At 58.6% G+C, this 22,995-nt stretch carries 16 protein-coding genes; 4 read left to right on the top strand and 12 right to left on the bottom strand.

The window, feature by feature from the left end; all coding sequences use genetic code 11:
• Positions 1-51 precede the first annotated feature (51 nt).
• The 4 genes from recN to CU048_11940 form a co-directional block, all read right to left on the bottom strand.
• Positions 52-1,716: a DNA repair protein RecN gene (recN, locus tag CU048_11955; GenBank protein QBR71865.1), complete on the bottom strand. Its 1,665-nt coding sequence runs from the start codon at positions 1,714-1,716 to the stop codon at positions 52-54.
• 158 nt (positions 1,717-1,874) lie between these two features.
• Positions 1,875-2,780, bottom strand: coding sequence for an outer membrane protein assembly factor BamD (locus CU048_11950; GenBank protein ID QBR71864.1), 906 nt, complete (start codon positions 2,778-2,780; stop codon positions 1,875-1,877).
• 276 nt (positions 2,781-3,056) lie between these two features.
• Complete coding sequence (locus tag CU048_11945) at positions 3,057-4,379, bottom strand: lysine 6-monooxygenase (GenBank protein ID QBR71863.1); 1,323 nt, start codon at positions 4,377-4,379, stop codon at positions 3,057-3,059.
• On the bottom strand, positions 4,376-8,437 hold the full coding sequence (locus CU048_11940; protein QBR72893.1) for a non-ribosomal peptide synthetase: 4,062 nt from the start codon (positions 8,435-8,437) through the stop codon (positions 4,376-4,378). Before CU048_11940 ends, CU048_11945 begins: the two co-directional genes overlap by 4 nt.
• Before the next feature lie 367 nt (positions 8,438-8,804).
• Between CU048_11940 and CU048_11935 the strand changes: the two genes are divergently transcribed.
• From CU048_11935 to CU048_11925, 3 genes are all read left to right on the top strand, one after another.
• Positions 8,805-9,932 (top strand): N-acetyltransferase, encoded by a 1,128-nt coding sequence (locus CU048_11935; GenBank protein QBR71862.1) that lies wholly within the window; start codon positions 8,805-8,807, stop codon positions 9,930-9,932.
• Positions 9,929-11,389, top strand: a complete 1,461-nt coding sequence (locus CU048_11930; GenBank protein ID QBR71861.1) for an MATE family efflux transporter — start codon at positions 9,929-9,931, stop codon at positions 11,387-11,389. Before CU048_11935 ends, CU048_11930 begins: the two co-directional genes overlap by 4 nt.
• Positions 11,390-11,465: 76 nt before the next feature.
• On the top strand, positions 11,466-12,647 hold the full coding sequence (locus CU048_11925; GenBank protein QBR71860.1) for a hypothetical protein: 1,182 nt from the start codon (positions 11,466-11,468) through the stop codon (positions 12,645-12,647).
• A gap of 30 nt (positions 12,648-12,677) precedes the next feature.
• On the opposite strand, the gene CU048_11920 is transcribed toward CU048_11925, so the two are convergent.
• The 7 genes from CU048_11920 to CU048_11890 form a co-directional block, all read right to left on the bottom strand.
• On the bottom strand, positions 12,678-13,376 hold the full coding sequence (locus tag CU048_11920) for an RNA polymerase factor sigma-70 (protein ID QBR71859.1): 699 nt from the start codon (positions 13,374-13,376) through the stop codon (positions 12,678-12,680).
• A gap of 99 nt (positions 13,377-13,475) precedes the next feature.
• On the bottom strand, positions 13,476-15,644 hold the full coding sequence (locus CU048_11915) for a TonB-dependent siderophore receptor (GenBank protein ID QBR71858.1): 2,169 nt from the start codon (positions 15,642-15,644) through the stop codon (positions 13,476-13,478).
• Between the two features lie 225 nt (positions 15,645-15,869).
• A complete protein-coding gene (locus CU048_11910; GenBank protein QBR71857.1) occupies positions 15,870-16,304 on the bottom strand; it encodes a hypothetical protein in 435 nt (144 codons plus the stop codon).
• A gap of 18 nt (positions 16,305-16,322) precedes the next feature.
• Entirely contained in the window at positions 16,323-16,841 is a 519-nt protein-coding gene (locus tag CU048_11905; protein ID QBR71856.1) for an RNA polymerase subunit sigma-24, read from the bottom strand.
• A 210-nt stretch (positions 16,842-17,051) separates the two neighbouring features.
• Complete coding sequence (locus CU048_11900; protein ID QBR71855.1) at positions 17,052-18,344, bottom strand: peptidase; 1,293 nt, start codon at positions 18,342-18,344, stop codon at positions 17,052-17,054.
• A 271-nt stretch (positions 18,345-18,615) separates the two neighbouring features.
• Complete coding sequence (locus tag CU048_11895) at positions 18,616-19,662, bottom strand: hypothetical protein (GenBank protein ID QBR71854.1); 1,047 nt, start codon at positions 19,660-19,662, stop codon at positions 18,616-18,618.
• A gap of 49 nt (positions 19,663-19,711) precedes the next feature.
• The gene (locus CU048_11890; protein ID QBR71853.1) at positions 19,712-20,725 is read right to left on the bottom strand and encodes a ribonuclease T; all 1,014 of its coding nucleotides are present in this window, start codon (positions 20,723-20,725) and stop codon (positions 19,712-19,714) included.
• 449 nt (positions 20,726-21,174) lie between these two features.
• On the opposite strand from CU048_11890, the gene CU048_11885 reads away from it, so the two are divergent.
• Complete coding sequence (locus tag CU048_11885; GenBank protein ID QBR71852.1) at positions 21,175-22,014, top strand: hypothetical protein; 840 nt, start codon at positions 21,175-21,177, stop codon at positions 22,012-22,014.
• A 329-nt stretch (positions 22,015-22,343) separates the two neighbouring features.
• Here CU048_11885 and CU048_11880 read toward each other — a convergent pair whose 3' ends face one another.
• Entirely contained in the window at positions 22,344-22,994 is a 651-nt protein-coding gene (locus tag CU048_11880) for a hypothetical protein (GenBank protein QBR71851.1), read from the bottom strand.
• Position 22,995 lies beyond the last annotated feature (1 nt).

Raw genomic sequence — 22,995 nt, 5'->3', positions numbered from 1 at the left:
GGCGCGGACGCGGGCCAGGACTTCTCACCACGAACGAACAGCGATCCGATGTCATCGCGCACTCTCCAGGAGGCGCGCGGCGGCCGCCCGTGCCTCGTCGGTGATCGTCGCACCGGCCAGCATGCGGGCAATTTCTTCGCGCCTTGCGTCCTGTTGCAAAATCGTGACTCGTGTCGCGACACGGCGGCCCTGGTCGGCCGCGTCTTTGATGATGCGGAAATGGCCGAGCGCGCGCGCGGCAACTTGCGGAGCATGGGTCACGGCGAGCACCTGGACCCGCGACGCCAGTCTTGCCAGCCGCTGGCCAATCGCGTCGGCCACCGCACCGCCTACCCCGGTGTCGATTTCGTCGAAGACGAGAGTCGGAGCCGACCCCCGATCGGCCAGGACGACTTTCAAGGCCAGCATGAAACGCGCGAGTTCGCCGCCCGAGGCGATCTTCATCAAAGGACCCGGCTTTGTGCCGGGGTTGGTTTGCACCCAGAACTCGACCTGATCGATTCCGTCGGGCCCTTCGGATTCCATGCGAATTTGGGTCGTAAATCGTGCGCCGTCGAGTTTTAAGGGGCCTAATTCCGCGTTGACGGCGGCCTCAAGCGCTTTGGCTGCTTTGGCGCGGGCCTTCGACATCAGGCGCGCCGCGGAGGCATAGGCGCTTTGCGCGGCTTCGAGGTCCCGCGTCAATTGCAGAAGCCTTGCTTCTCCGGCATCGAGTTCGGCCAGTTCGGCGGCGAATTTTTCGACAAGGAGCGGAAGCTCATCAACGGGAACCGCGAATTTGCGCCCGGCGGCGCGCAAGGCGAACAATCTCTCTTCGGTCTGCTCCAATTCGCGCGGATCGAAATCCGCATCCCGCAAGGCCTGCTCGAGCGCTTGTCCGGCAAGATCGAGAGCCCCGAGCGCCGCTTCGAGCGCCTCGGCGGCGGGTGCGATGAGACCGGGGGCCTGAGACTGTCGCCGTTCAAGCCGGCGCAGCGCCGCCGACAGGGCCGGCATCGGCGAAGCTTCGCCGATGACCGTGCCATGAACATCCCGGAGTTCACCAACGACCTTTTCCGCCTGCATCATGGTGGATCGGCGCTCGGCAAGCTCGGTTTCTTCCCCCGGCTGCACCCCAAGCTTGGTAAGTTCGGCGAAGGCGTGCCGCAGATAGTCGGCATCCGCACGCACTTTCTCTATCCGCGCCTGTTCCCGCTGGCGCTGCGAGCTGATATCGCGCACAAGCGCAAAGGCGGCGCGCACTTCAGAGAGTTCGGAACTCAAGCCCCCATAGGCGTCGACCAATTGTCGATGGATCGCCGGATTGACGAACGCCCGGTCGTCGTGCTGCCCATGGATTTCGACCAATTCGCGGGTGATCGCGCACAGCGCTTGCAGGGTCACCCGTCGATCATTGACGAAGGCGCGGCTGCGGCCGTCGGCCAATTGCAAACGTCGCAAAATGAGTGTGCCGTCCGATTCGATGTCCTGCGCTCTCGCGGCCGAAATCGCGGCATGGTCCGCCGCAAGCTCGAAGACAGCGCTGACCTCACCTTGGGCCGCGCCGTGACGAACCAGACCGCCGTCGCCCCGGGCGCCGAGCGCCAGCGAAAACGCATCGAGTAAAATCGATTTACCTGCCCCGGTCTCGCCGGTCAAAATTGTGAGGCCCCGGTCGAATTCGAGATCGAGCTTGTCGATCAGAACGATGTCACGAATGGACAGTTGGACGAGCATGGGGTTGATGTGCTCCCCGGTGCGCCCGGAAATGGCGCGGCCAGAACTCTGTCATGTTCTAGGGTTGCAGAAAAGCACTCCGACTAAACGCCGCCATCCAATGTTCGTAAAGGCCCCGATAGCCTTATTCCACGACCAAGACCGTTGGCCGAAGCTCTCTAGCCAAGGCCCATTTTGTGGAATGCCTTCGAAATCCACGAGCCATGGTCCTCGTTTGGCTCCAGCCCGCCCTTCTGCAACAGCGAATAGGCGTCCTTGTACCAGATCGAGTCCGGGAAATTATGGCCCAGAACGGCGGCAGCGGTCTGAGCTTCGTTGGTAATACCCAGAGACATATAGGCCTCGGTCAGCCGCATCAAAGCTTCTTCGGCATGCCGGGTTGTCTGGTATTTAAAAAGGACTTCGCGAAACCGATTGATCGCCGCGGCATAATTATTCTGGTTGAGATAATAACGTCCGATGAGCATCTCTTTTCCGGCGAGCTGATCGCGGGCCACTTGAAGCTTATAGCGGGCATCCTCGACGTATTCGGACTTCGGATATTTCTCGATAAGCTGACTGAATATTTCGGCGGCCTTGGCCGCCCGTTCCTGATCGCGGCTTATGTCGGGAATCTGATTGTAGTAGGACATGCCTTCAAGATAATAGGCATAGGGCGTGTCCGGCGAGGAGGGAAACAGCCCAATATAGCGTTTCGCCGAGGCAATGGCGTCGTCGTAACTGCCATTTTGATATTGGCTAAAGGTGGCCATCAAGACCGCCTTCCTTTGCCATTGCGAATAAGGATATTGCTTTTCCAGTTCGGTGAATTTCTTGGCCGCGCCGTCATAATCCTTGGATTGCAGCCGGGCGAGGGCCTGATTGTAAAGATCGTCCGCCGGCACGTCCGGCACGATCTTGGTTTCGTATTTTTCACCGCCAAACAAATTGAACGGATTGAGCGAATCCACCGATGAACACGCCGCGACCGACAGGGTCAGAGCCGCTGTCACTGCAAGCCGCGACAGCAGACCGACCGCAGCACCCTGCCGCGCCCCATCCGTGTTTCCCCAGACATCGTTCATGCGCCTAGCCCGTCCATTGCCAGCAAAGCCAATACTCGCGATAGTTTTATCGCAACCATCGCCCTTGCGCCAGCATCCGTGTGGGTTCGCAAAAAAGCATTAATGTGGCGAGAATTTCTTAATTTCCTCCTCGGAGGTGCCCCGACGGTGAGGGCGTAAATGGGGCCACACAAAGAATCGAGCAAGGCGCAAGGCGCAAGGCGCCCTGCCCGATTTTAGCCATGATTGCGCCCGGCGGACGAGCCGTCAGAGTACTTTTGCCAGCCGCCCGGCCGGTCAGCCGGCAATCAGGAGGCTCGACTCCAGGGCTTTGGCGCGGCCATCTTCGCTCGTCGCCCAACGGATCATGGAGGGCGGCATATCCAGATCGAAATGCTGCCGGCGCAACAGAGCGTTGACGATGACAGCGCTACGCCAGGCCATGAGGCTTAATTGCGGCTCGGCAATCCCGTAGCTGTGGCGGCCGGCATTCAGCGCAAAGATATGATTATTGCGAGGCCCATCCCATTTTACCGAGAAATCGTCGGCCAGCACAAAATTGCCGGCGCGGTCGAACCCGATCCTGTCGTTCAGCGGCGCCAGGAACTCCGGTACCTTGAAGGCGTATCCGGTGGCCAGGACGATTGCATTGGCAAAAGCGATTTCAATGCCGCCGTCGAAACCATTGCGCATGACCAATTTGAACTCGTCCTTGTGGCGGTCGACCTGAATCACATCGCGATGGGGAAGCAAAGTGACATCCATGTCGCTCTGGTCCAAATGGCGCAACGTATAAAGCCGCTGGTAGATCGCCCGCAGCGTCGACGCCGAGGCGCCGTCGCTGGCAAGCTTGTGGTGAAAAAGCAGACCTTGCCTGCGCTCCTCGCCGAGGCGCCGGAAGCAATCGACATATTCCGGCGTAAAAAGTTCATTGGTGAAGCAGGTGGCGTCCAGCGGTTCGAAGTTCTGCCGTCTGCTGATCCATTTGATTTCTTTTGGCGCCCGAGCCCCCAAGGACATGAGATGGAGAAGAACTTCGGCGCCGCTTTGGCCGCCACCGATCACGACAACCCGGTCGCCCGACATGTCGGGCAGACGATCTGTCGTTTGCGACGAATGGAAACAATTGTTTCCCAGCAGCGGACCCGCCCAGGTCGGAACATAGGGCACGTGGCCGATGCCGAGCGCCACATGTTGCGCCGAATAGGTTTGGTCATCCAACCTGACCGTGAACGCGGTCCGACCGAATGAAATCTCTTTGACCCGCGCATTGAATTGCAATTGACTCAATCCGTTGGCCGTCCATTCGAGATATTTTGCGAATTCCTTTCGCGGTGCCGCCCCGAAATCGGCATTCATGAATTTATAAAATCGCTTGTGGGCGACGAGATAGGAGAGGAAGGACCATCGGCTGGTGGGATGGGTCGCCGTAACGAGATCCTTGAGAAACGAGTTTTGCAGCTCGACATCCGGCAACATCAGCCCTGGGTGCCAATCTAAACGTTCCCGCTGATCGAAGAAGCGAGCCTTCACATCGGGTATGGCGTCGAGATGAGCCGCAAGACTGAGATTGAAAGGTCCGATCCCGATTCCCGCGAGATCAAGAGTGTTTTCATTCATTGGTGGCCAAACTCCATGATCTGTGGAACGTCTCCGGTCCTTGATTTGGTTGAACCCGGACGCAATTTCTCGAGCGCCTCGTCCATGCGAAGCGCCAACCGGGCGTGAAAAGCCGACGCCCCGATAATGTGAAGATGAGTCGTGCCGGCGACGATTTCCGCAGCTCCCGCGTCGCGGGAAAGACTGCGCCAGTCGATCAGGTTCAGACCCCGGTTCAAGGAGTCTTCGGCAGCCCAGGAACGGATTGGGCAATCAAACGGCTTCATGTGATAGCGGCGAAAGATCAGCGCATTATCGATCAGTACCCAAAATGTGTGTTCGCGACTGCCAATGTCAGGGCCGTCAACGGGCAGATCTTCCTCGCTGTTGCCGACGAACCGCAGGAACTGGTCGAAGGCCTGCGCATCCATGGAATTGAGAAGCCGGTCCCAATCGGAGCGCATCTTGGTGTGTTCCAACCAGTTCAGAATGCGGCAGTTAAGGTCCTCGCGTTCGCCGGGAACAAATCGAGGAATCGCACCGACCGCGAAGTCGGTGTCCATGTCGCAGACGTCGACCATGCCGATCATGCGCACGTCGACGTCATGGTTCAGCATGCGCGCCGCTTCATAGGCGAGAAGTCCGCCCCAAGACCAACCCAGAAAGAAACAGGGTTGTCCCTTGCTCTCGGCCCGAATGCGCTCGACATAATGGGCGGTGATTTCTTCGACCGAGGCGTCGATCTTCTTCTCTTCCGACAGCGAATAGCAAAGAAAGCCGGTCGCCGGCTGATCTGGACCGAGGTAGTCGACAAGCCGCATATATTCGCGGGTGCTGACGAGCAGACCGGGGAAGCAGTAAAGCATCGGCCGCTCGCCGCGCGCGCGCAGCCGAACGACCTGTGCGGTCACCGGTCCTTCCCGTTTCCGATCGATCACCGGAGCCAGGGACCTTATGTCTTGATGATTAAATAGATCGGCGATCCCGATATCACTCGACGGATTCAGCAATTTGATGCGGCTCAGAATTCGCAGCGCCGCGATCGAATGGCCGCCGATTTCGAAGAAATTCTGGTTCACCCCAACCGCTGGGAGGCCCAGAACCTCGCGCCAGATCAACGCGAGTTCCTCCTCCCGCTTTGTCTTCGGCGGTTCGAGGTCAGCCGTGAAGGCAAGCGGAGAAGGCAGCGCCGCGCGATCCAGTTTCGAATTGGCGGTGAGCGGAAGCCGGTCGAGCACGACGATGGCGGCGGGGACCATATATTCGGGCAATTGGCGAGCAAGATGTCGGCGCAGTTCGAGCGGATCGAGCGCCGCTCCATCCGAGGCCACCACATAGCCGACAAGGGCTGGCGCGCGACCCTCGTCGGCGCGCAGCAGGACGACGCAAGTGCCGACGTTGGGAGCCGCACCAAGCGCGGCCTCGATTTCTCCCAATTCGATGCGATAGCCGCGAAGCTTGATCTGATGATCGATCCGGCCCACGAATTCAACCGAGCCATCCTCTCTCCACCGCGCGAGATCGCCCGAGCGGTAGAGCCTGCCCCCTCCGTTATCAAAGGGGTCCTTGATGAAACGGTCGGCGGTAAGTGCCGGATTTCCGACATAGCCTCGGGCGACCCCGTCACCGCCCAGGAACAGCTCGCCGGTCACACCGATCGGAACCGGGTTGAGATCCTTGTCGAGCACGTAAATTCTTCGGCGGCCGACCGGGCGTCCGATCGGTGCATAAATGCCTTCGAAGCGTGCGCCCGCTGGCGCCTTCCAAGCCATGGGCGTCATGATGGTTTCGGTCGGACCATAGCCGTTGATCAGCCATTTGGTCTTGAGCGCGCTCGACAAGAGGTCGAAGGTCTTTTGCGCCAGGCCCTCGCCGCCAAACGAATAAAGCCGAAGCGGCGGAGCATCGCCGGTCGCCGCCGCCCATTCCGCCAATTGCTGCAGATAGGCTGTCGGAAAACTGGCATTATTGACGCCATACCGGCGCATCGCGGCAAAGGTCTCTTCGGGCGTCCAAAGGCGATCCGGGAGCACGACGGCGCCGCCAACCAGCAGCGGAACAATCCAGCGTTCATGGCCGCCGTCCGAACTGAAGGGCAGGAACGCCAACTCGCAGGATTGGGACTCCATTTCGTAAATACGTGCGGTGCTTTGGCAGTGCCTCGTCAACGGGCCATGCTCAACCGCAACGCCCTTGGGAACCCCCGTCGAGCCGGAGGTGTAAATCACATAGGCAAGCTGGTCCTGCGCAATGTCGATTTCGGGCGCAACGTCGGGCTCGCCATCGAGTTCGATTTGATCGAGTTCCAAGATCAAACCGCTGAAGCCGTGAGGCAAAGCTTGACGCAGCCCGCTTTGGGTGACGATCACCCGTGCGCCTGCATCATTCAGGACATGATGGTTGCGCGCCGACGGATGATCCGGATCGATCGGAACGAAGGCGCCGCCAGCCTTAAGGACAGCGAGAATCGAAGCGATTGCCTCCGGCGATCGCCGCAATGCAACGCCGACACAAACCTCGGGGCCCACCCCTACAGCACGCAAACGGTGCGCAAGTCGATTTGCGGTTTTCTCCAGCCGGTCGTGGGACCAAGAGAAATCGCCTTGGAAAATGGCGGGGGCATTTGGACGGCGGCGCGCCTGCTCCGCAATGAGCTGGTGGATCGGACGATCATCGTCCGTCTCGCCATCGGGATAGGGCGCGGACAGAAAATCGAGTTCCTCCGCGTCGAGCAGCGCGATGTCACGGATCAGAATTCGGGGGTCGGCGGCGGCGGCTTCGAGGATTCTGACGAAATGCACCATGGCCTGTTCGATCGTCTTGCCGTCGAACATATCCTTGGAGAAGCCGATGGTGCCTTCGATCTCCCTGTCCATATTCTCGGAGGTCTGGACGACAATATCGGCATCGCCGCGCAGCCCATTGGCTTTGATGCTCTCGACCCGCAACCCCACATCGGAGCGCGCCAGGTCGATCAAGGGCGGCCGGTGCTCGTACAAGGCCCGGATAAAAGTCTTGCCCGCTTCGCCATCCCGATCCGAGATTTCCTGCGCGAGCCGCTCGAAAGGGACCTGATGGGACAGGGATTCTTCCAGTTTTGCGGAAACCTGCTCAATGGCCTGAAAGAAACTCATATCGGTCGTCAGGCGGGTCACGACCGGAACGATATCCTCGAAACGCCCGAACATGCTTTGCCGATTGGCTTCGGTGCGGTTCTCGACGACCACGCCGAGGGTGAACTCGGGCTTATCGTCGTAGCGGCGAAGCAACACGTTGAAGCCGGTCAAAAGCAAGCTGGACAGCGGCGAGTTTGTGCGACGCTCCAAGCGCCGTAATCCCGCGCTGAGCTCTGCTCCCAGGCTAAAACCGTGGATGCCGCGCTCCCCCGTGCGGACCCGGCCATCCATCGTCCGCACCGGAAAAACCGCGGACTCCTGTGCTGCGGGGAGCAGATCGCACCAAAAGTCCAACCTCTTGCGTGCCGCCTCGGAACGAAGCCAAGTTTGCTCCGCAGCCGCCTGCATCGCGTCGTCGGAGAGCGCCGGCAGCTCGGGCACCCGGTGATGGGCGAGGGCCGCGTAAATTTCAATGAGGTCATGCCCGAGAATGCGCAGCGAAGCCGCATCGCAAACAATGGGATGGACGGTCATCGCGAAGATATGCTCGTCATTCGAAAGCCGCAGAATGCGGACCCGAGTCGGTAGATCATCCGCGAGGTCGAACGATTCATTGGCCTGCATCAGACGGGTAGCCTCGGCCTCCCGGCGCGCCGGCTCTATGGCACTGAGATCCACCAACTTCGCCGCAAGCGTCGCGAGACCATCGATCTGCTGATCGACGTGCCCACCGGCGGAGCGCAGGAAGCGCATGCGCAATCCGCCATGACGCTCGCCGATGAGCCGTATCGCCCGCATGAGAACATTGACATCCAGAGGACCTTGCAACCGCAGGTTCAATGAATAGCGGTGCATGACATGGTCATTGCCGATTTGCGCGAGCGACCAGATCCGCCGCTGGGCCAGCGTGAGCGGATGGCCAGCCGCTGAAAGCGGCGTTGCCGCCGGTTCGGCTGAACTCATGGGTACTGGGATATTCACAACACTCTCCCCCGCCAATGAATCGGTTTCCTTCGAGATCTCGGAAAGCAGCGCGGAGTTGCGCCGCTTTGCGACAATGTCATCGAACGTACCCAATGCCTTAAAAAGGAGACGGTCGATCCGATGCGCTCACGCGATGGCTTCCTTTGTGGGACGGACGAGCGTCCACAAAATTTAGCGGCGATGGCAAAAGGCGTTGCTGTTCTGAAAATCGCCGGCGGTGCTAAATCGCGGGCCTTTCCATTCGTCTTAGCCAAGGAGAGCTTCGTTCGGCGGGTGGCAAACCTCGCCGAATCGAAAGCCTCTAATCGTCTTGGCCGCATTTATCTGGCCGGAAGCGGAGTAATGGATGTATCTTGCGCAACAAACCTCTTGTGACCACGCATTTTCAGCTTTCAACACCGATGCGGTAGGCAAGTTGTCTGTGACTGTTGCGCCGGATTCGCTGTCGATCAGAAAAGCCGATCGGGAAGTTGCGGCATTTCGTCTCGATCATAAGCCAACAACACTCGTCTCCATCGGAAGGCCGGCGGACACGCCGAACCCCGAAACCGAAAATATTCTGCTGGCGGCCATCGAGGCGCTATTTGCGCGCGACCCTGATCTCAAAAGCCTGCGCCTCCAGATCGATGCCATGCCAGGCCTCCGCGCGAATCTGATCGCGGCAGGGATCGCCCTCGATCGCGGCAAAGATCTCGAAGTCGCTCCGGAAATGTTTTGGCAGCTGCCCGCGCCCTGGCTCGCCAAGCCAGCCGGCGTGGTGTTTCCGCAGATTCATGTGATGACGGAGGGCAAGCGCCACCCTTTGCGCCCGCAAAAGCCCAAGGGATTGGTTTATGCCCGCTTCATTCCTTGGCTCGACCAGGTCTTATCGTTTCGCGCTTTGGATCCGACAGCCGATCTCGAATGCTTTAATAAATGGATGAACGATCCCCAGGTCGACAAAATTTGGGAGGAAGGTGGCGATCTCGATCGCCACCGCGCCTATCTCCAGAAGCGTATCGCCGACTCGCATATGCTTCCCTTGATCGGGTGCTTCGACGATCAGCCTTTTGCCTATTTCGAAATCTATTGGGCAAAGGAAAACCGGCTCGGCCCCTACTATGACGCCGACGACTATGACCGTGGATGGCATGTGGCCGTGGGCGAGCCTGCCTTTCGAGGCAAGGCGTGGATCACCGCCTGGCTGCCGTCCCTGATGCATTTCATGTTTCTCGACGATCCCCGCACGCAGCGGATCGTCGGAGAGCCGAGCGCCGCTCACGCCCAGCAGATTCGTAATCTCGAAAGGTCGGGATTCGCCAAGATCAAGCATTTCGATTTTCCGCACAAAAGAGCGCTCTTGGTGATGTTGCTGCGCGAACGCTATTTCGGCGACCGATTGTGGATTCCCAACGAGAGGGGTGCCGAGAAGCTGGAGGCGCCTTCGACCTCTCCGGAGCGCAGTTTCCAAGGCGAGCAGGTGGCGGTTTCATGAATGCCCCCTTGTCGACACTTGAAGATCCGGTTCCGGCACCGGTCACACCGGACTTCGAAGAATCGCTTCTGAAGCCGAGCGATCTTGCGGATCCGCGGCTGTTTTCGCTTATCATGCGGCTCGCGCTGCCGTCGGTTTGCGGCTTGTCGATCCATGCGTTGCACCATGTCGTCAACGCGGCCTTCATCGGAAACGTCGGGCCGGAGGCGGTCGCCGCCGTCAGCGTGGTCTTTCCGATTTTCCTTTTTATTTCGGCGATCGGCCATGGTTTGGGGGTCGGCTGTGCCGCGTCGATCGGACGCCACCTCGGCGCGGGCAATACGGACGAGGCCAATTCCACGGCAACCATCGGTTTGGGGCTCGCTGGACTGGTCGGCGTCGCCTGCACGGTCGGTTTGCTTATATGGCTGACGCCGCTTCTCCGCCTATTCGGAGCAACCCCGGCCATTTTGCCGCCGGCTCAGGACTATGTCGGAGTCCTGGCCTTCGGCTGCGCCTTCACGCTTCTACAGATCCTTTGCGATTTCATCGTCATATCCGAGGGCAATACGCGCTTCAGCATGTGGACCTTGATCGGAGGGTTTACGCTGAACATCATTCTCGACCCGATCTTCATCTTCGGCTGCAATCTGGGCGTTTCCGGCGCGGCGCTCGCCACGATGACCTCGCAGCTTGCGGCGCTCGCCGCCTTTGCTCTCTATTTCAAAAAATCCGCCGGCAATCTTCGGGTTCACTGGCGTCTGTTCCGCCCGACGGTGGCGATCCTGCGCCCCATCTTCAGCGTCGGACTGCCGGCGACGCTCACCACCGCTCTATCTGCGATTACCTTCACGCTGATCTACCGGACCGCTGGCGCCTATGGTGGCGAAGCCGCAATCGCCGCCATCGGCATTGCGCTGCGGGTGTTCACGCTGGGCGAACTCCCGCTGGTCGGTTTCTGCATCGGCGCGCAGGCCGTGCTCAGTTATGCCTGGGGCGCGAAAGCTCCGCTGCGCGTGCTGTCGGCGACCCGATTCATGCTTCTTGTCACCACCGCATTCGCGGTTGCACATTCGGTTGTGATCCTGACGTTCTCGCATGCCATTGTCGGGCTGTTCACAAAAGATCCGTCCGTACTTGCGCTGGGGACTCAGGCGGTCATAGCTTTCCATTTGTTTTTCGGCCTGACCGGGTTGCAACTCGTGGTTCTGGTGCTCTTGCAGTCGCTCGACAAGGGACGGTCGGCGGCCATCGTAAGCCTTGCTCCGCAAGGCTATCTGCTCATTCCGCCGCTGCTCATTCTCCCTCGTCTCTGGGGGCTTGACGGCGTCATCATGGCCCCTGCGGTGGCCATTGCCCTTACCGTCGTTATCGCCGGCCTATTTCTCTGGCGCGAGACGGAGGCACTGAAACGGTTTGCCCTCCGCGGCGCGCTTTCTTCTGACACACCCGCGCGATCCTGCTCCGGGCCCCTCTAGCAACTCGCGCCTGCAACCAGACATTAGGAGCGCAAACTTTGCCACTTCAAAACCCTAAATTCCGCGGGTCGGCACAATGAACAGACCCCTCCCCCCCTCCGATCACGACCCCGTTGCGTCGATGGCCGCGCTATTTGCCGCTGACACCCATCCCGCGAGCGCGGCGGTGCCGCCGATCTTTCAAACGTCGCTGTTCACGTTCGACAATTATGCGGACATGGCCGATGTTTATGCCGGCCGCTCCCATCAGCTTATTTACTCGCGGGGCGACAACCCCACCGTCATGGAATTCGAGCGGATCATGGCCGCGCTCGATGGCGCTGAAAAGGCCCGCGCCTTTTCAAGCGGCATGGGCGCAATTGCCGCCACCGTTCTCGCCTTCGTCTCGGCGGGGGATCGGATCCTCACGATACGGCACGTCTATAGCGACGCCTATCGCATGTTCGAGCTGATCCTGTCGAGATTTGGGGTTTCCGTCGATTATGTCGATGGCTCCAATCCAGAGGCGATCGCCGCGGCGCTGCCCGGCGCGAAACTGCTTTATCTCGAAAGCCCATCCTCGATGGTCTTCGAACTGCAGGACATTGCGGCACTGGCGAAGCTGGCGCGCGCGCAAGGGATCGTCAGTGTCTTGGATAATTCCTGGGCAACGCCCCTTTATCAAAGGCCGATCGTCCACGGCGTTGATCTCGTCATTCATGCAGCCTCGAAATATCTCGGCGGCCATAGCGACACGGTGGCCGGAGTCGTGTCGGGATCGGCGGAACATATTGGCGCGATCAATTCCCAGACCTATCCCTATCTCGGCGCCAAACTATCGCCCTTGGAAGCATGGCTGCTTTTGCGCGGCTTGCGAACGCTGCCGTTGCGGCTGCCACAGCACATGAAAAGCGGGCTTGCGATCGCCGAACAGCTTAAAAACCACGCGGATGTCGAGCGGGTCCTGCACCCGGTCTATTCGAACCATCCCGGCAAGGCCAGTCTCAAAGGCTACACCGGCTTATTCTCGTTTGAGGTCACCGAGGCGATCGACGTCCCATCCTTTGTCGATGCGTTGCGACTGTTCCGCCTGGGTGTAAGCTGGGGCGGTCCGGAGAGCCTTGTCGTTCCCGCGCTCGCGCCGTTGCAATTGGCCAAGGCGAATTGTTTCGCCCGCTTTGGCGTCAGCCCGCGTCTTATCCGGTTACATATTGGCCTTGAAGATCCCGATATGCTCTGGGCGGATCTGCAGCAGGCGTTGGCGTGCGCCCGCCGCTGAAGGCATGTTCAAGGGCAACATGCCAGCGCGTCAGCGAACAGCCGCCTCGCGCAGATTGGGCGCAGCGCGCTTGTCGCCGCAAAGCGTTTTCTTCCGGGGACGAGGTCCCCGTTTCCCGGGTCCCACCGATTGAGGGCGGCCGGAGTCGAAAGCCCCTGCTTGGGCGGGAGGTGGCAAAGCCTTCCGCAAACCTTCCTCCGGACCTTCCTCATGTTTTTGAAGTCGCGCAAGACAATGCCGATGGGCTTCCTGAACCATGAAGTTGACAAGGGTCGGTGACACGCCGAGTTCCGCCGCGATGGCTTTTTGCGAAATGCCCTCGATGCGGACGCGCTCGAAGACACGGCGCGTTCGATCTGGCAGTTCGTCAAGCGCGGCTGAAACCGCGTTGATGGCCTCGCAGACCTCCAGCCGCGCGCAAGGATCGGAGCAAGGCACGTGCAAATTCTCGCCCTCCGTCTCCAGAGCCGCGTAATTATTTTCGAGCTTCCGCCTGCGGGCCTGGTCGATCGCGAGGTTGCGGACCATGCTTTTTGCGAATTGCACGGGGCAATGAATGCTCCGCTCATATTGCATGTGGCTCACTTTCACCGCCGCGTCTTGAATCACATCCTCGGCGAGAAAAGAGCAGTGCAGAATTCGCCGCGCAATGGAAAGAAGCTGCCGCCTTTGGCAAATAACGACGTTCAGGAGAGCATCTTTACCCTCAAAGGTCTTGGGTTTCGACATATGAATGGATTTCCTGGAGGCCACGATTTCCTGAGGTCTCGGTCGGGAAACAAACAGCTAAAAGAATATTCGCCGGCGTCGCTAAGAACGCGATGCGCCTCACCAACGGTAACGCAATGAGGCGATCACGGTCCGAAGCTGGCCCCAATAGCCAAATCCGGCCTGCGAGGTTGTGTAGGCGCGGTTGAACAAATTTGTTGCATTCAGCTGGAACCGCAGACCGGCTAGATGAGGATCCAGTTTTTCGAAATCATAATGCAGGGCCGCATCGAACAAGGTCGTTTGATTGTTTACGAACGTGTTTTGATCGTTGCCGAAGCTTTCGCCGATGAAACGCATGCCAAGGCCAGCCCCAAGCCCAGGGAAAGGTGTATCCGACTGAAGCGTGTAATCTCCCCACAGCGCGAATGACTGGGCCGGGATTCCAGAAGGCGCCTTGCCGATGGTATCGAATTGGCCGTCCAGGATCCGCTGTTGGAGCGCCGTATAGGCCAAGATCACATTCAGCCCCGGAGCCGGATTGGCAACGCCTTCCAGTTCGAAACCGCGCGAGCGGATCTTTCCGGTTTGAATGCTGAACGCAATGTTCGCTGGATCCGGGCTAAGCGAATTATATTGGGTCACTTCGAACAAAGATGCGGTGATCAGCGTATTGAGGCCCGGGACCTGATACTTGACCCCAACCTCTTTTTGGTCGCCGGTGATAGGGACGAAAGGCTGGCCGTTCGCACCGGTGCCAATGGTCGGCGCGAAGGCCGTCGCATAGTTGATGTAGGGCGCAATGCCGATGGGCGTCAGGTAGCTCAAACCGGTGCGTCCGGTGAAGGCCCTATCGTTCTGAACCACTTCCGTCAGGGCGAATTCGTCATTCGTCTTTGTTGAAACCCAATCGCTGCGACCGCTGAGGGTCAGTGACCATGGACCCCATTTTGCTTGGTCCTGAAGATAGAGTCCCACATCCTGCTGAAACTGATCGATATTGCTGGTGTAAGCGGGGCTCGGGATGAAAAGCCCGCCATAGGGCGGATACGGCGTGGCGACGAGAAGATTAGGGGCCAAGCCGAAGCCGACCTTGTCGTTGAAACCAGCCTGCGTGTAGTCCGTACCCAGCAAAACGAGATGACCGACGGGTCCGGTGTCAAATCTGGTGAGAAGCTGATTGTCGAGACTGAGGGTGCTCAGATGATTGACGACGCGCCCGGTTGAGCGCAGTGCGCTCAGGGTTGTGTAGTCGATCGCATCGATCTGGGTGTATTTCGCGTCGGCAAAAACATAGGCATAACGCAGGTTTTGCCGCACCGTGAATGTGTCGTTGAATTTATGCTCAAAGGCGTAACCGATGCGGGCCTGGTTCTGATTGAAATCGCCAAAGGCCGGGTCGCCGGAGTAGAGCGTGGACAATTGCCCTTCGGCCAATTGGAAGAAGCCTGGGTTGCCGGTGGTCAGGCTATGTTGGAACTCCGACAGGATGGTTAACGACGTCGCCTCATCGGGCCGCCAGGTGAATGCGGGGGCAATGAAATCGCGATTGTCCTTCACACCAATGAGCTGGGTATCACTGTCGCGAATGAGTCCGGTCAAACGATAGGAATATTCCCCGGCGGGATCGATGGGGCCGCCAAGGTCGAAGTTGCCCTGGACGCGTTGATAATTTCCGAATTGGAGCTGAACTTCATGCAAGGGGGCGACCGGCGGACGCTTGCTGGTCAAGTCGATCAGGCCACCGGGCGAGCCGATCCCGTAAAGCGCCGAGCTCGGGCCTTTGATGACCGTGATGCTCTGCAGCCCGTAGGGCTCCGTCTTGAAAATGGAGAAGGGTCCGGCCGGCTGACGCAGTCCGTCCCGGTAGATTCCGGTGTAGGTCATATCGAAGCCGCGCACATAAAAGGAATCGAAACGCGGATCGAAGCCGAAGACGCCGATTTCAACGCCGGAAGTATAGGTCAAGGCCTCGGAAAGCGTTTGCACATTGCGCTCGTCGAGCTGCTGGCGCGTAATGACCGAGATCGATTGCGGTATCTCGACGATGGGGGTGTTGGTCTTGGTCGCGACGGATGTGGTTTCCGCGACATAGCCTTCGTTCTCGCCGCTGCCATTGCCGATAGCCTGGACATTGACGGCATCGAGGGCGATGGTTCCCGAGTCGGGAACGGTAGGGCCTCGACCCTGCGTTTGCGGCTCGGCAAGAACGGGCGGCGCCAAAAATGCCGAGGCCGCAATGAGGCCGGCTCTCAGCCGAAATTGTCCGTGTCTGCCGCGTCCTCGCATCCCACTGCCCCCGAGCTAAGCACCACCTGTCATCACTAATGACGAATGGGGGATGCAAACCCGCACCTGGCAGCGGGAAAAAACTGCTGCAGTGCAACTGGGCGTCGCGGCTCCCTTACGCGGAGCCACGAGCTTAGGGAGGGATGAGGGAAAGGCGCGAGCCGCGCGGGGCGTCGGATCATCCGACAAATGCGAGCGTTTTTGCGCGTCACGCCACGCGTGGGCTTACCATTTCTGGACAATCCAGGGATCGATGAACCAGATGAAAAGCAGCGCCACAATGGCGATCACCGGCGCGAACAGCCCAACTTTGCGTAACCGCGAAGCAACACTCGGCCGCGGCGAAGGGAGCGCCCGTTCGGCAAGCCGTTGCGCGGGCTCCTCCAAGCAAACCCAGAGATCCTGAATTTCAGCATAGGCGACCCGATGCCGCGGATCGGCGTCAAGCCATTCCGAGAACTCGATTTCTTCCGCCGGAGAAATGGACCGGTTGGTTCGGCGGACCAGCCAAAGCGCTGCATCGTCGCGCTGTTTTTCGCTTGGCTCCACGCTTGCCGCCATCGCGGTTCCCCTTATTCTCTTCAATGATTTTGCCGCATTCGGCTCGGCAAGATAATTTACATCCATTCTAATAAACGAATGGGGCGGAAAAATCCGCATCAAAAAAGAAAAAGAATTTCAGGTGCGGTCGAGATGCGGGGCCAGCCGGCTCTGACAATGCCGCAGGACGCGGACAAGATGTTTTTCGACGGCGCTCACGGAAATGCCCAAACGCGCTGCAATTTTGGCCGTGGGTTCACCATGCACACGGTGCGCTAGAAAGATTTCGCGAGCGCGGGGGCTAAGTTCGGCCAGCGCCTCGTCCAATGCCGCAATGGCCTGTTTGGCCTCGAGCTTCGAACCGCCGCCGGGGACCACGATCGGAGTAATCTGCTCGAACAGGACGCCCTTCATTAATCGCGCCCGGCGCGAGTTCATCATGCCGAGATCAATCGCCGCGTTGCGTGCCGCCGCATAAATCAGCCGCTGGTCCGTTTCAGCCGACCCCGTGCTGCCCGCTTCGAATACCCTCATGAAGACATCTTGGACAATATCAGCTGCGGCTTCACGGTCACGCACACGCTTGGCGACGATCGCTATGAGCTTCATCCGGTGAGCAGTGAAGAGCCTGCTGAGGGTGTTCGACCACATCGTCATGAGCTTCCGGCGCCTGAGATCGTTGCGCGCGAGCTTATCTTCCTCACGCTGAACACCTTACATTCCTAGCATTCACCCCAGTCTTTCTAATAGACTGAGTTCCAAGACCTGATTTTAGCCGTTTCTTATGAGTGGACAATGCAAATGTTTTGGAATTATTTTAATTCTACTACTCTCCAAAGGGCGACTTTCCCTTGTAAATGGCTTAGTTTACTTGGTCATCCGGCTTGATCCAGAATTTAATTCTGCAAGGCGTGACGAAATTGTCACATTCTGCTTACGCGCCTGGCTGACGCGGGCACGGTATTTCTTCCACCAAACGACGACACCGGTAATCGAGAGCGTGGCCACGACGAGGCCCATGAAAGAAATGAAAATCCGCCCCCCAATGCCGGCGATACGGCCGGAGTGCAGCGGAAACTGAATTTGCAGGAAGAGATCGCCCGCGGTGCCATGCCAGGGCAGACGATCCCCGAGATAGCGTCCATCTTCGCCGTCGAAATAGAGCTCCGCCGGCCCAACGCCGGCCGCACCATGATCGTCGCCGCGTTCAAAAAAACGCACGCTGTAAACGCCGATTTGCTGGATGTAGCCGATTGCACCCGGCGGCTCTTGCCACTGCCGGCGCCCGGCCTCGGCACGCGCGCGGACGAGAATTTCCGACGTGGAGAGCTGCGGCATGATGGGTGCGTTTTTCGGCGCGGGCGTGCGCAGGTCGCTCGGGGTCGGTGTGAATGTCGAGAAAAAGGCGACGACCGGCTGCGCCACTTCTTTATAAAGATTCAAAGAGGCGGCGGTGACCGCGAGAATAAACAAAAGAATCCAGGTCCAAAGGCCAAGAGCACGATGGATATCAAAGTTCATGCGGAAGCCGGACCCTCCCCATTTGATCCGCCAAGCGGGCTTCCAACGGCCCCACCAATTTGCCCTGCGGGAATCCTTCACCGCACGGCGCCGCATCGGCAACGTCAAATAGAATCCAACGAAACAATCGACGATCCAGAGGAGCGCGATCCCTCCCATGAGCCAAACGCCCCACGTATCGATGCCCCATAGTTCCGGAATGCAAAGGCTGTAATGGAGCTTGTAAAGGAAAGGGATGAGATGTTGTCGATCGAGCCCAATGACGCCCCATTCACGCTTGCCCAGGATCACCCCTGTCACGGGATCGATAAAGACTTGGTCATAGCCGAGGTCGAATAGTTTTCCGGTCGCGGGGTCCGCTCGTGCATCGACCAGCATCGAGACCGAGTCTCCCGGCTTTGTGTGAAGCGGCAGATAGGTGACGAAGCCGCGCGGGTCGGAGGCCTCAACCCGCCCGGCGAGGTCTAGCGGCGCTAAAGGCTCGCTCTGACTCGCGGCATTGAAAAGTTGAGGGTTCAGCCAGCGATCTATTTCACGGTCCCATGAAATCACAGAACCCGTCAGCCCCGCAACGAAGAGAAAAGCCGCTATTGCGAGGCCCACAAAGCGATGGATGAGAACAAAGGCCAGCCTCATCAGCGGACGCTTGCGCCCTCAGTTGCACGCAAACCGACAAAATGCACAGCATTGCGGAGAGATGACATTTCGGACGCTCCCATTGGGCCTCATTGGAGGATGCATCCAATTACCATGCCATCGGCCGGCTCCAATTAAAAGGAATAATCGTGTAATATCAATTATTTAAAACGCTTCTAATCTGACCCTGAATATCGCCTGGCGTTGCGCTCGCATTGCATCTTTAGCAAAGAGTTGGAACCGCTTTACGCGCAAATTTTCTCTGGATGTTTTTTCAGAATGGCGGCTTGCCGACTAGGAATGAGCGAGGCGCCCCCTCCTTGCCGCCGTCATAAAGGACCAGGACACGCAAGCCCTTGGCTTTTAAATCTAACGGCAGCAGCGCCTCGGCCTTGATCTGTTCGCCTTTTTGCTCCTCGCGTGGAAGATCCGCGAGCAGCGTCACCTTCTCGCCTTTCCCATCCCAAGCAAAGACCGCCGCGGGGCCTTCAACCCCGGCAGCCGGGCCCGCCAGCACGAGGAAGCCCTCGCCGTAACGTGCAAGGTCGCGCACGCCGCGATTTTGGCCGAGCGGGAGGCGGAATAATTTCGGGTCTGGAGCCGCTCCGTTGAAAAGGGCTCCCAGCTTCACGGAAACTACAGCTGCTAAGCCTCCTTGCAGCGAGGGCGCGCGCAATCCCGCGAACAGCCGGTCGCCCTGAACCGCGATGCCCTCGACCGTCAGACCATTTTCATCGAGGCGCTGGTCGATAGATTTGGCCAGTTCGGTTTGGCTCTTAAGAATATCCTTGAGCTTCCCGGTCGAGACGATCGCGTTCGCATCCGCGGATGCATCGATGCGGATGATCTGGCTGCTCGCAGCGATCTTTGCATCTATCTTGTCTTTGTCGCGTTCGGGATTAAGCTTATGATCGGGATCACGGGGATGGCCGTGCGATCCCATCACATAGAAGAAGCCGTCGGCATAGGCGACACCCTCGCCATCGAGCGAGAGCGGTTCATCGTGATATTCGCCGTCAATCAGATGAACGGAATTTCCCGCATCGATCACACCCTTGGTAAGGGTGACGAATTGGGCATCCTGCAATTCATCGTCGATGACCAAGCATCGCCTTGGGAACCCCACTGCCTCAATGCAAGCAATTCCGCTGATATTTTTGGATTTCTTGGCTTCTCCGTTCTCGTCTTTCATTCCCTGGATTTTGTCGTGTGTTTTCCAGCCGCCCCGATCCGCTGTGGCCGCGAAGCTTGGGGAAACCACAAGAGCGGACGCAAGAACCAGCCGAGCCAAAACTTTCGATTCAATCCCTAAAGCTTCCATGGCATCGTCTCCCTAGGATCCGACAAATTGCTCTTCATCCCCGAGGATTTTATTGCAAGCCGACCGGGTCAACGATCCCTCGCGGACAGCCGGGATCCGTGGGGCTGGAGGCTGCAACCAACTCAGCAAAAGACGGTTCGTCATCGATCTCGCCAACGAGCCCGATGGTCAGTTCGACAATCAGGTTGCGCGACCCATCCCGCTTACAGGAAACCCGCACACGGTCGCCAGAGCCGGCACCAAAACTTTCGTCGAAGGCGTCCTTGATCGCTGCGTTCGTGATTTCGGAACCAATGTGACTTGCGAAAAGCTCCCGAGCTTTTGATCCGTTCAATTGAGCCATGAGCGCGAGAGCCCGTGAGAAATAGGCGTCCGCGGATTCGCCCTGAAAACAACTGCCGTGCTTGATCCACTCATGGCGCTCCAAATTCGACGCTGTTCCCGGCATGACCTCTTCCAGGCTCTTGCGCGTCGCAGCCTCGAGTTTCGGAGCCGGAAGCTTGTCCCATTCCTTGTTTTTGTCAGCGGCAACGAGATCGGGCGAAACGTGACAGAAAATATTGCTTCCCGGCTGCGGCCACAGGCCGTGCAAGGTGAAATGCGTGGCATCGAACCGACCCGCCGACTGGGTCTTGCATTCGGTCTTGTCGCTCTTGCCTTCGCAGAAGGCCGGCTGCCAGCTCACGGAAAGGACATAGGCCGGCTGTTTCGATGAGGGGAGCCCGCCGCCCCCTTCTTCCTCGCTGGTTTTGGGCGGAGGGGTCGAGCCATCGGCCGAAACCACATGTTCTCCACAGGTCACGGCCACCCAGCGACGCGACGGCTCGGCACCGGCGATTTCAATCATGTAATGCGATGCCGCGGGCTTGTTTTTCGAAAGCAGCGGATAAGATCGGTTCGGCTCGGTTTGAACGGCACCGGGATTTGTCTCCTTTCGGATTGATTGGAGGGCCGGGCAGGCTTCTCGTGCGATAAAAAAACCAGTTAAAGGCACGTCCGCTGCTGCCCTATCGAGGCATAGCGATATCGCAAAAACCCCTGCCGCAACTAAGATCCGGTTCATCCGCTCCCCCCTTTTTATGCCAATCACCTACGCCCCAGTCCCAATTTGGGTTCGGCGCTATCAGATATGCGTTCCAAACGAAGGCGCTGCAATGTTGCGCAATTGTCACGCGTCGTAGTCGACGATTCCCATCTCATGGAAGCAAGTATGAGGCAGCTTCATGCCAGTTCGTTGTCATCCTGGCCTCCTACATTTGGGGGAGAAGCATTCCGCCAAAATTATTCCGGTCTCGAAAACCATTTTCCTTATAGGCGATATCCTTTTGCCGCCACCTCCGCATCAGCGATGGCGCTGAGATTCGCCGGCCGCTCGGTCGTACGGGTCATCGGCGGCTTCCAGCCGTGCCAAATGTTAACACTCTACACCACACCTGTAGTTTATCTTCTCTCGATCGCATCCAGCGACGATCGTCGCCGAGACGGCTAAGGCAGTTCTTCGAGAGAGAAATCATGGGCAGAGAAAAACTAACGTTACAAAATCGGTTTGCGAACCGGAAGTTCGCCCTTGGGCTCGTGGTCGCGGGCCTCGCAATTTTTGCCTTCCCATGGGTTTGCGTTGGCCAAGACGCGGGGCAGATCAAATTTGTGAACGCGTGCAAATTCGGCCTCACCCTTAAATCAACGGGTCCGCAAATCGGTCCATTGGGCGCCGGCGGCCAAACATCATTGGCCATTTCGTCCTTCAATCCAGGTGGCCAGAATGTCATCATGGCGTACCCGAACCTGACCGACAACCAGTGCCCCAATTGCGACGGATGGACCGACCTCGGTGGCGTCCCAGGCACCAAACAACGCGAAGGTTGGATGTGGGAAGGCAAAGACGCGAAATATGCGGCCTACTGCAATCCCAATCTCAGCGGGCGCAGCATATGCGCGCAGCAGCACAATTGCTGCGGCACCCAAATGGTCCAGGATGGGACCTTTGGGACCCATTTTGAGTTCACCCCCAAGGGCATGCCCACAAACGACTTCGTCAATCTGAGCACGAACTATGGCTCGGGTCCTCACTCTCCGCCCAAACTATGCGGGCCGGGAGTTTCCCCCACCGACTGCGTAACGAAAGCAGCCAACATATTTTACAACGTGCCCATTGCGTGGACAACCAACCTCGATTGCTCTTTCACCACGAAAGGCATCAAGGTCAAGGGTGGAAAATGTTTCGGGGTAAACTGTCCGGATGCCTATCAGCACCCGACCGACGATAAGCAGGTGACATGCCCGGTCAATGCGAGCCGTGGCTATGTGGTGACCTACTGCCCTGCCGGCTCAAAAATTCCTGGCCCGAAATAGATTGGCTAGGCCGATCCTTTGGCTCTCGCCGAGATGAGGGTGGGGATCACAACCCTCATCGCCTGGCAAAGGACTGCTCGCGGCAGCGGCTTCTTAAGACGGCCAGGAGGAGGCTCTTTCAAGAGCCTCCAGCGCCCGCTTGCCCTTAGGATTTACCAACCAAAATAGGCTTTGCAGAACAGAAAGATCATAGCCCCCGGAAGGACGACGCGCATGGCAAGCATAAGCCGCCACAGCATGTCGGCGGTACGATCGGTAGGTTCTTTCTTCGTCGCAATTTTTGGATCTGAAGACGTCTCTAGCGGTAGCATCGCCGTTTCTCCTCCATGCTATTGCCGGCGCATTCGGCCAGCGTTTTGATTTGATATCGTCTCGCTTAACTTACTCATCTCAACGTGGGCGCCATTTCGAGTTTCACAAGCCCGTTGAGCATGCCGGCAGGCCGCGACAAATTCGCTCAGGCCCCTGGACATTTTCGCTTGGGCGTTAAGCAAATTCTTTTCCAATCGCCAGGATTTTCCGCGCGCGCGACGCCTCGTGAGATTGGTCCGGCGGGCGAAACCACACGATCCTAAAAAAGATTGGCCATGGTGGCCGCCTGATGATGCAAGCGCCTGCGGAGGAGCCGACCGCCGGCCAAGCCATCGAACGCATATTGCGGGAGTGATCGACACATGCTGTCCGAAAAAGGCGTTGTAGACTGTCGCGAACCATTCCGGCGCGGGCGTCCCCACGCCTTCCACCTGGCTGCACATGATGCGCGGCTCTAGGTTTCCTGGGGCGACCGTGATGCAGACGCCTGGCGAAATAACTCTGAGCGTATTGAGCGATTCCCCATTGGGCATGGGAAGGACCTTGTCCTTGCGCATGCTTCCGCGCCAAAGAATTTCTCGCCAGTAAAGATTTTCCAGATCGCGCGCTACGCGATCGGCTGCGTTGGATACAAAGCGGGGCCGCTTTACGTCTGGACCTCGTTTCATC

Source organism: Beijerinckiaceae bacterium (assembly GCA_004564215.1).
Lineage (GTDB): Bacteria > Pseudomonadota > Alphaproteobacteria > Rhizobiales > Beijerinckiaceae > Methylocapsa.
Note: the sequence above shows the minus strand (reverse complement) of the source record. Positions and strands in the feature narration are given on the sequence as shown.

Bases quoted from the DNA above. Each gene is read 5' to 3' on its own strand.
- recN (QBR71865.1), bottom strand. From the start codon at position 1,716: ATGCTCGTCCAACTGTCCATTCGTGACATCGTTCTGATCGACAAGCTC.
- CU048_11950 (QBR71864.1), bottom strand. From the start codon at position 2,780: ATGAACGATGTCTGGGGAAACACGGATGGGGCGCGGCAGGGTGCTGCG.
- CU048_11945 (QBR71863.1), bottom strand. From the start codon at position 4,379: ATGAATGAAAACACTCTTGATCTCGCGGGAATCGGGATCGGACCTTTC.
- CU048_11940 (QBR72893.1), bottom strand. From the start codon at position 8,437: ATGAGTTCAGCCGAACCGGCGGCAACGCCGCTTTCAGCGGCTGGCCAT.
- CU048_11935 (QBR71862.1), top strand. From the start codon at position 8,805: ATGTATCTTGCGCAACAAACCTCTTGTGACCACGCATTTTCAGCTTTC.
- CU048_11930 (QBR71861.1), top strand. From the start codon at position 9,929: ATGAATGCCCCCTTGTCGACACTTGAAGATCCGGTTCCGGCACCGGTC.
- CU048_11925 (QBR71860.1), top strand. From the start codon at position 11,466: ATGAACAGACCCCTCCCCCCCTCCGATCACGACCCCGTTGCGTCGATG.
- CU048_11920 (QBR71859.1), bottom strand. From the start codon at position 13,376: ATGTCGAAACCCAAGACCTTTGAGGGTAAAGATGCTCTCCTGAACGTC.
- CU048_11915 (QBR71858.1), bottom strand. From the start codon at position 15,644: ATGCGAGGACGCGGCAGACACGGACAATTTCGGCTGAGAGCCGGCCTC.
- CU048_11910 (QBR71857.1), bottom strand. From the start codon at position 16,304: ATGCGGATTTTTCCGCCCCATTCGTTTATTAGAATGGATGTAAATTAT.
- CU048_11905 (QBR71856.1), bottom strand. From the start codon at position 16,841: ATGACGATGTGGTCGAACACCCTCAGCAGGCTCTTCACTGCTCACCGG.
- CU048_11895 (QBR71854.1), bottom strand. From the start codon at position 19,662: ATGGAAGCTTTAGGGATTGAATCGAAAGTTTTGGCTCGGCTGGTTCTT.
- CU048_11890 (QBR71853.1), bottom strand. From the start codon at position 20,725: ATGAACCGGATCTTAGTTGCGGCAGGGGTTTTTGCGATATCGCTATGC.
- CU048_11885 (QBR71852.1), top strand. From the start codon at position 21,175: ATGGGCAGAGAAAAACTAACGTTACAAAATCGGTTTGCGAACCGGAAG.
- CU048_11880 (QBR71851.1), bottom strand. From the start codon at position 22,994: ATGAAACGAGGTCCAGACGTAAAGCGGCCCCGCTTTGTATCCAACGCA.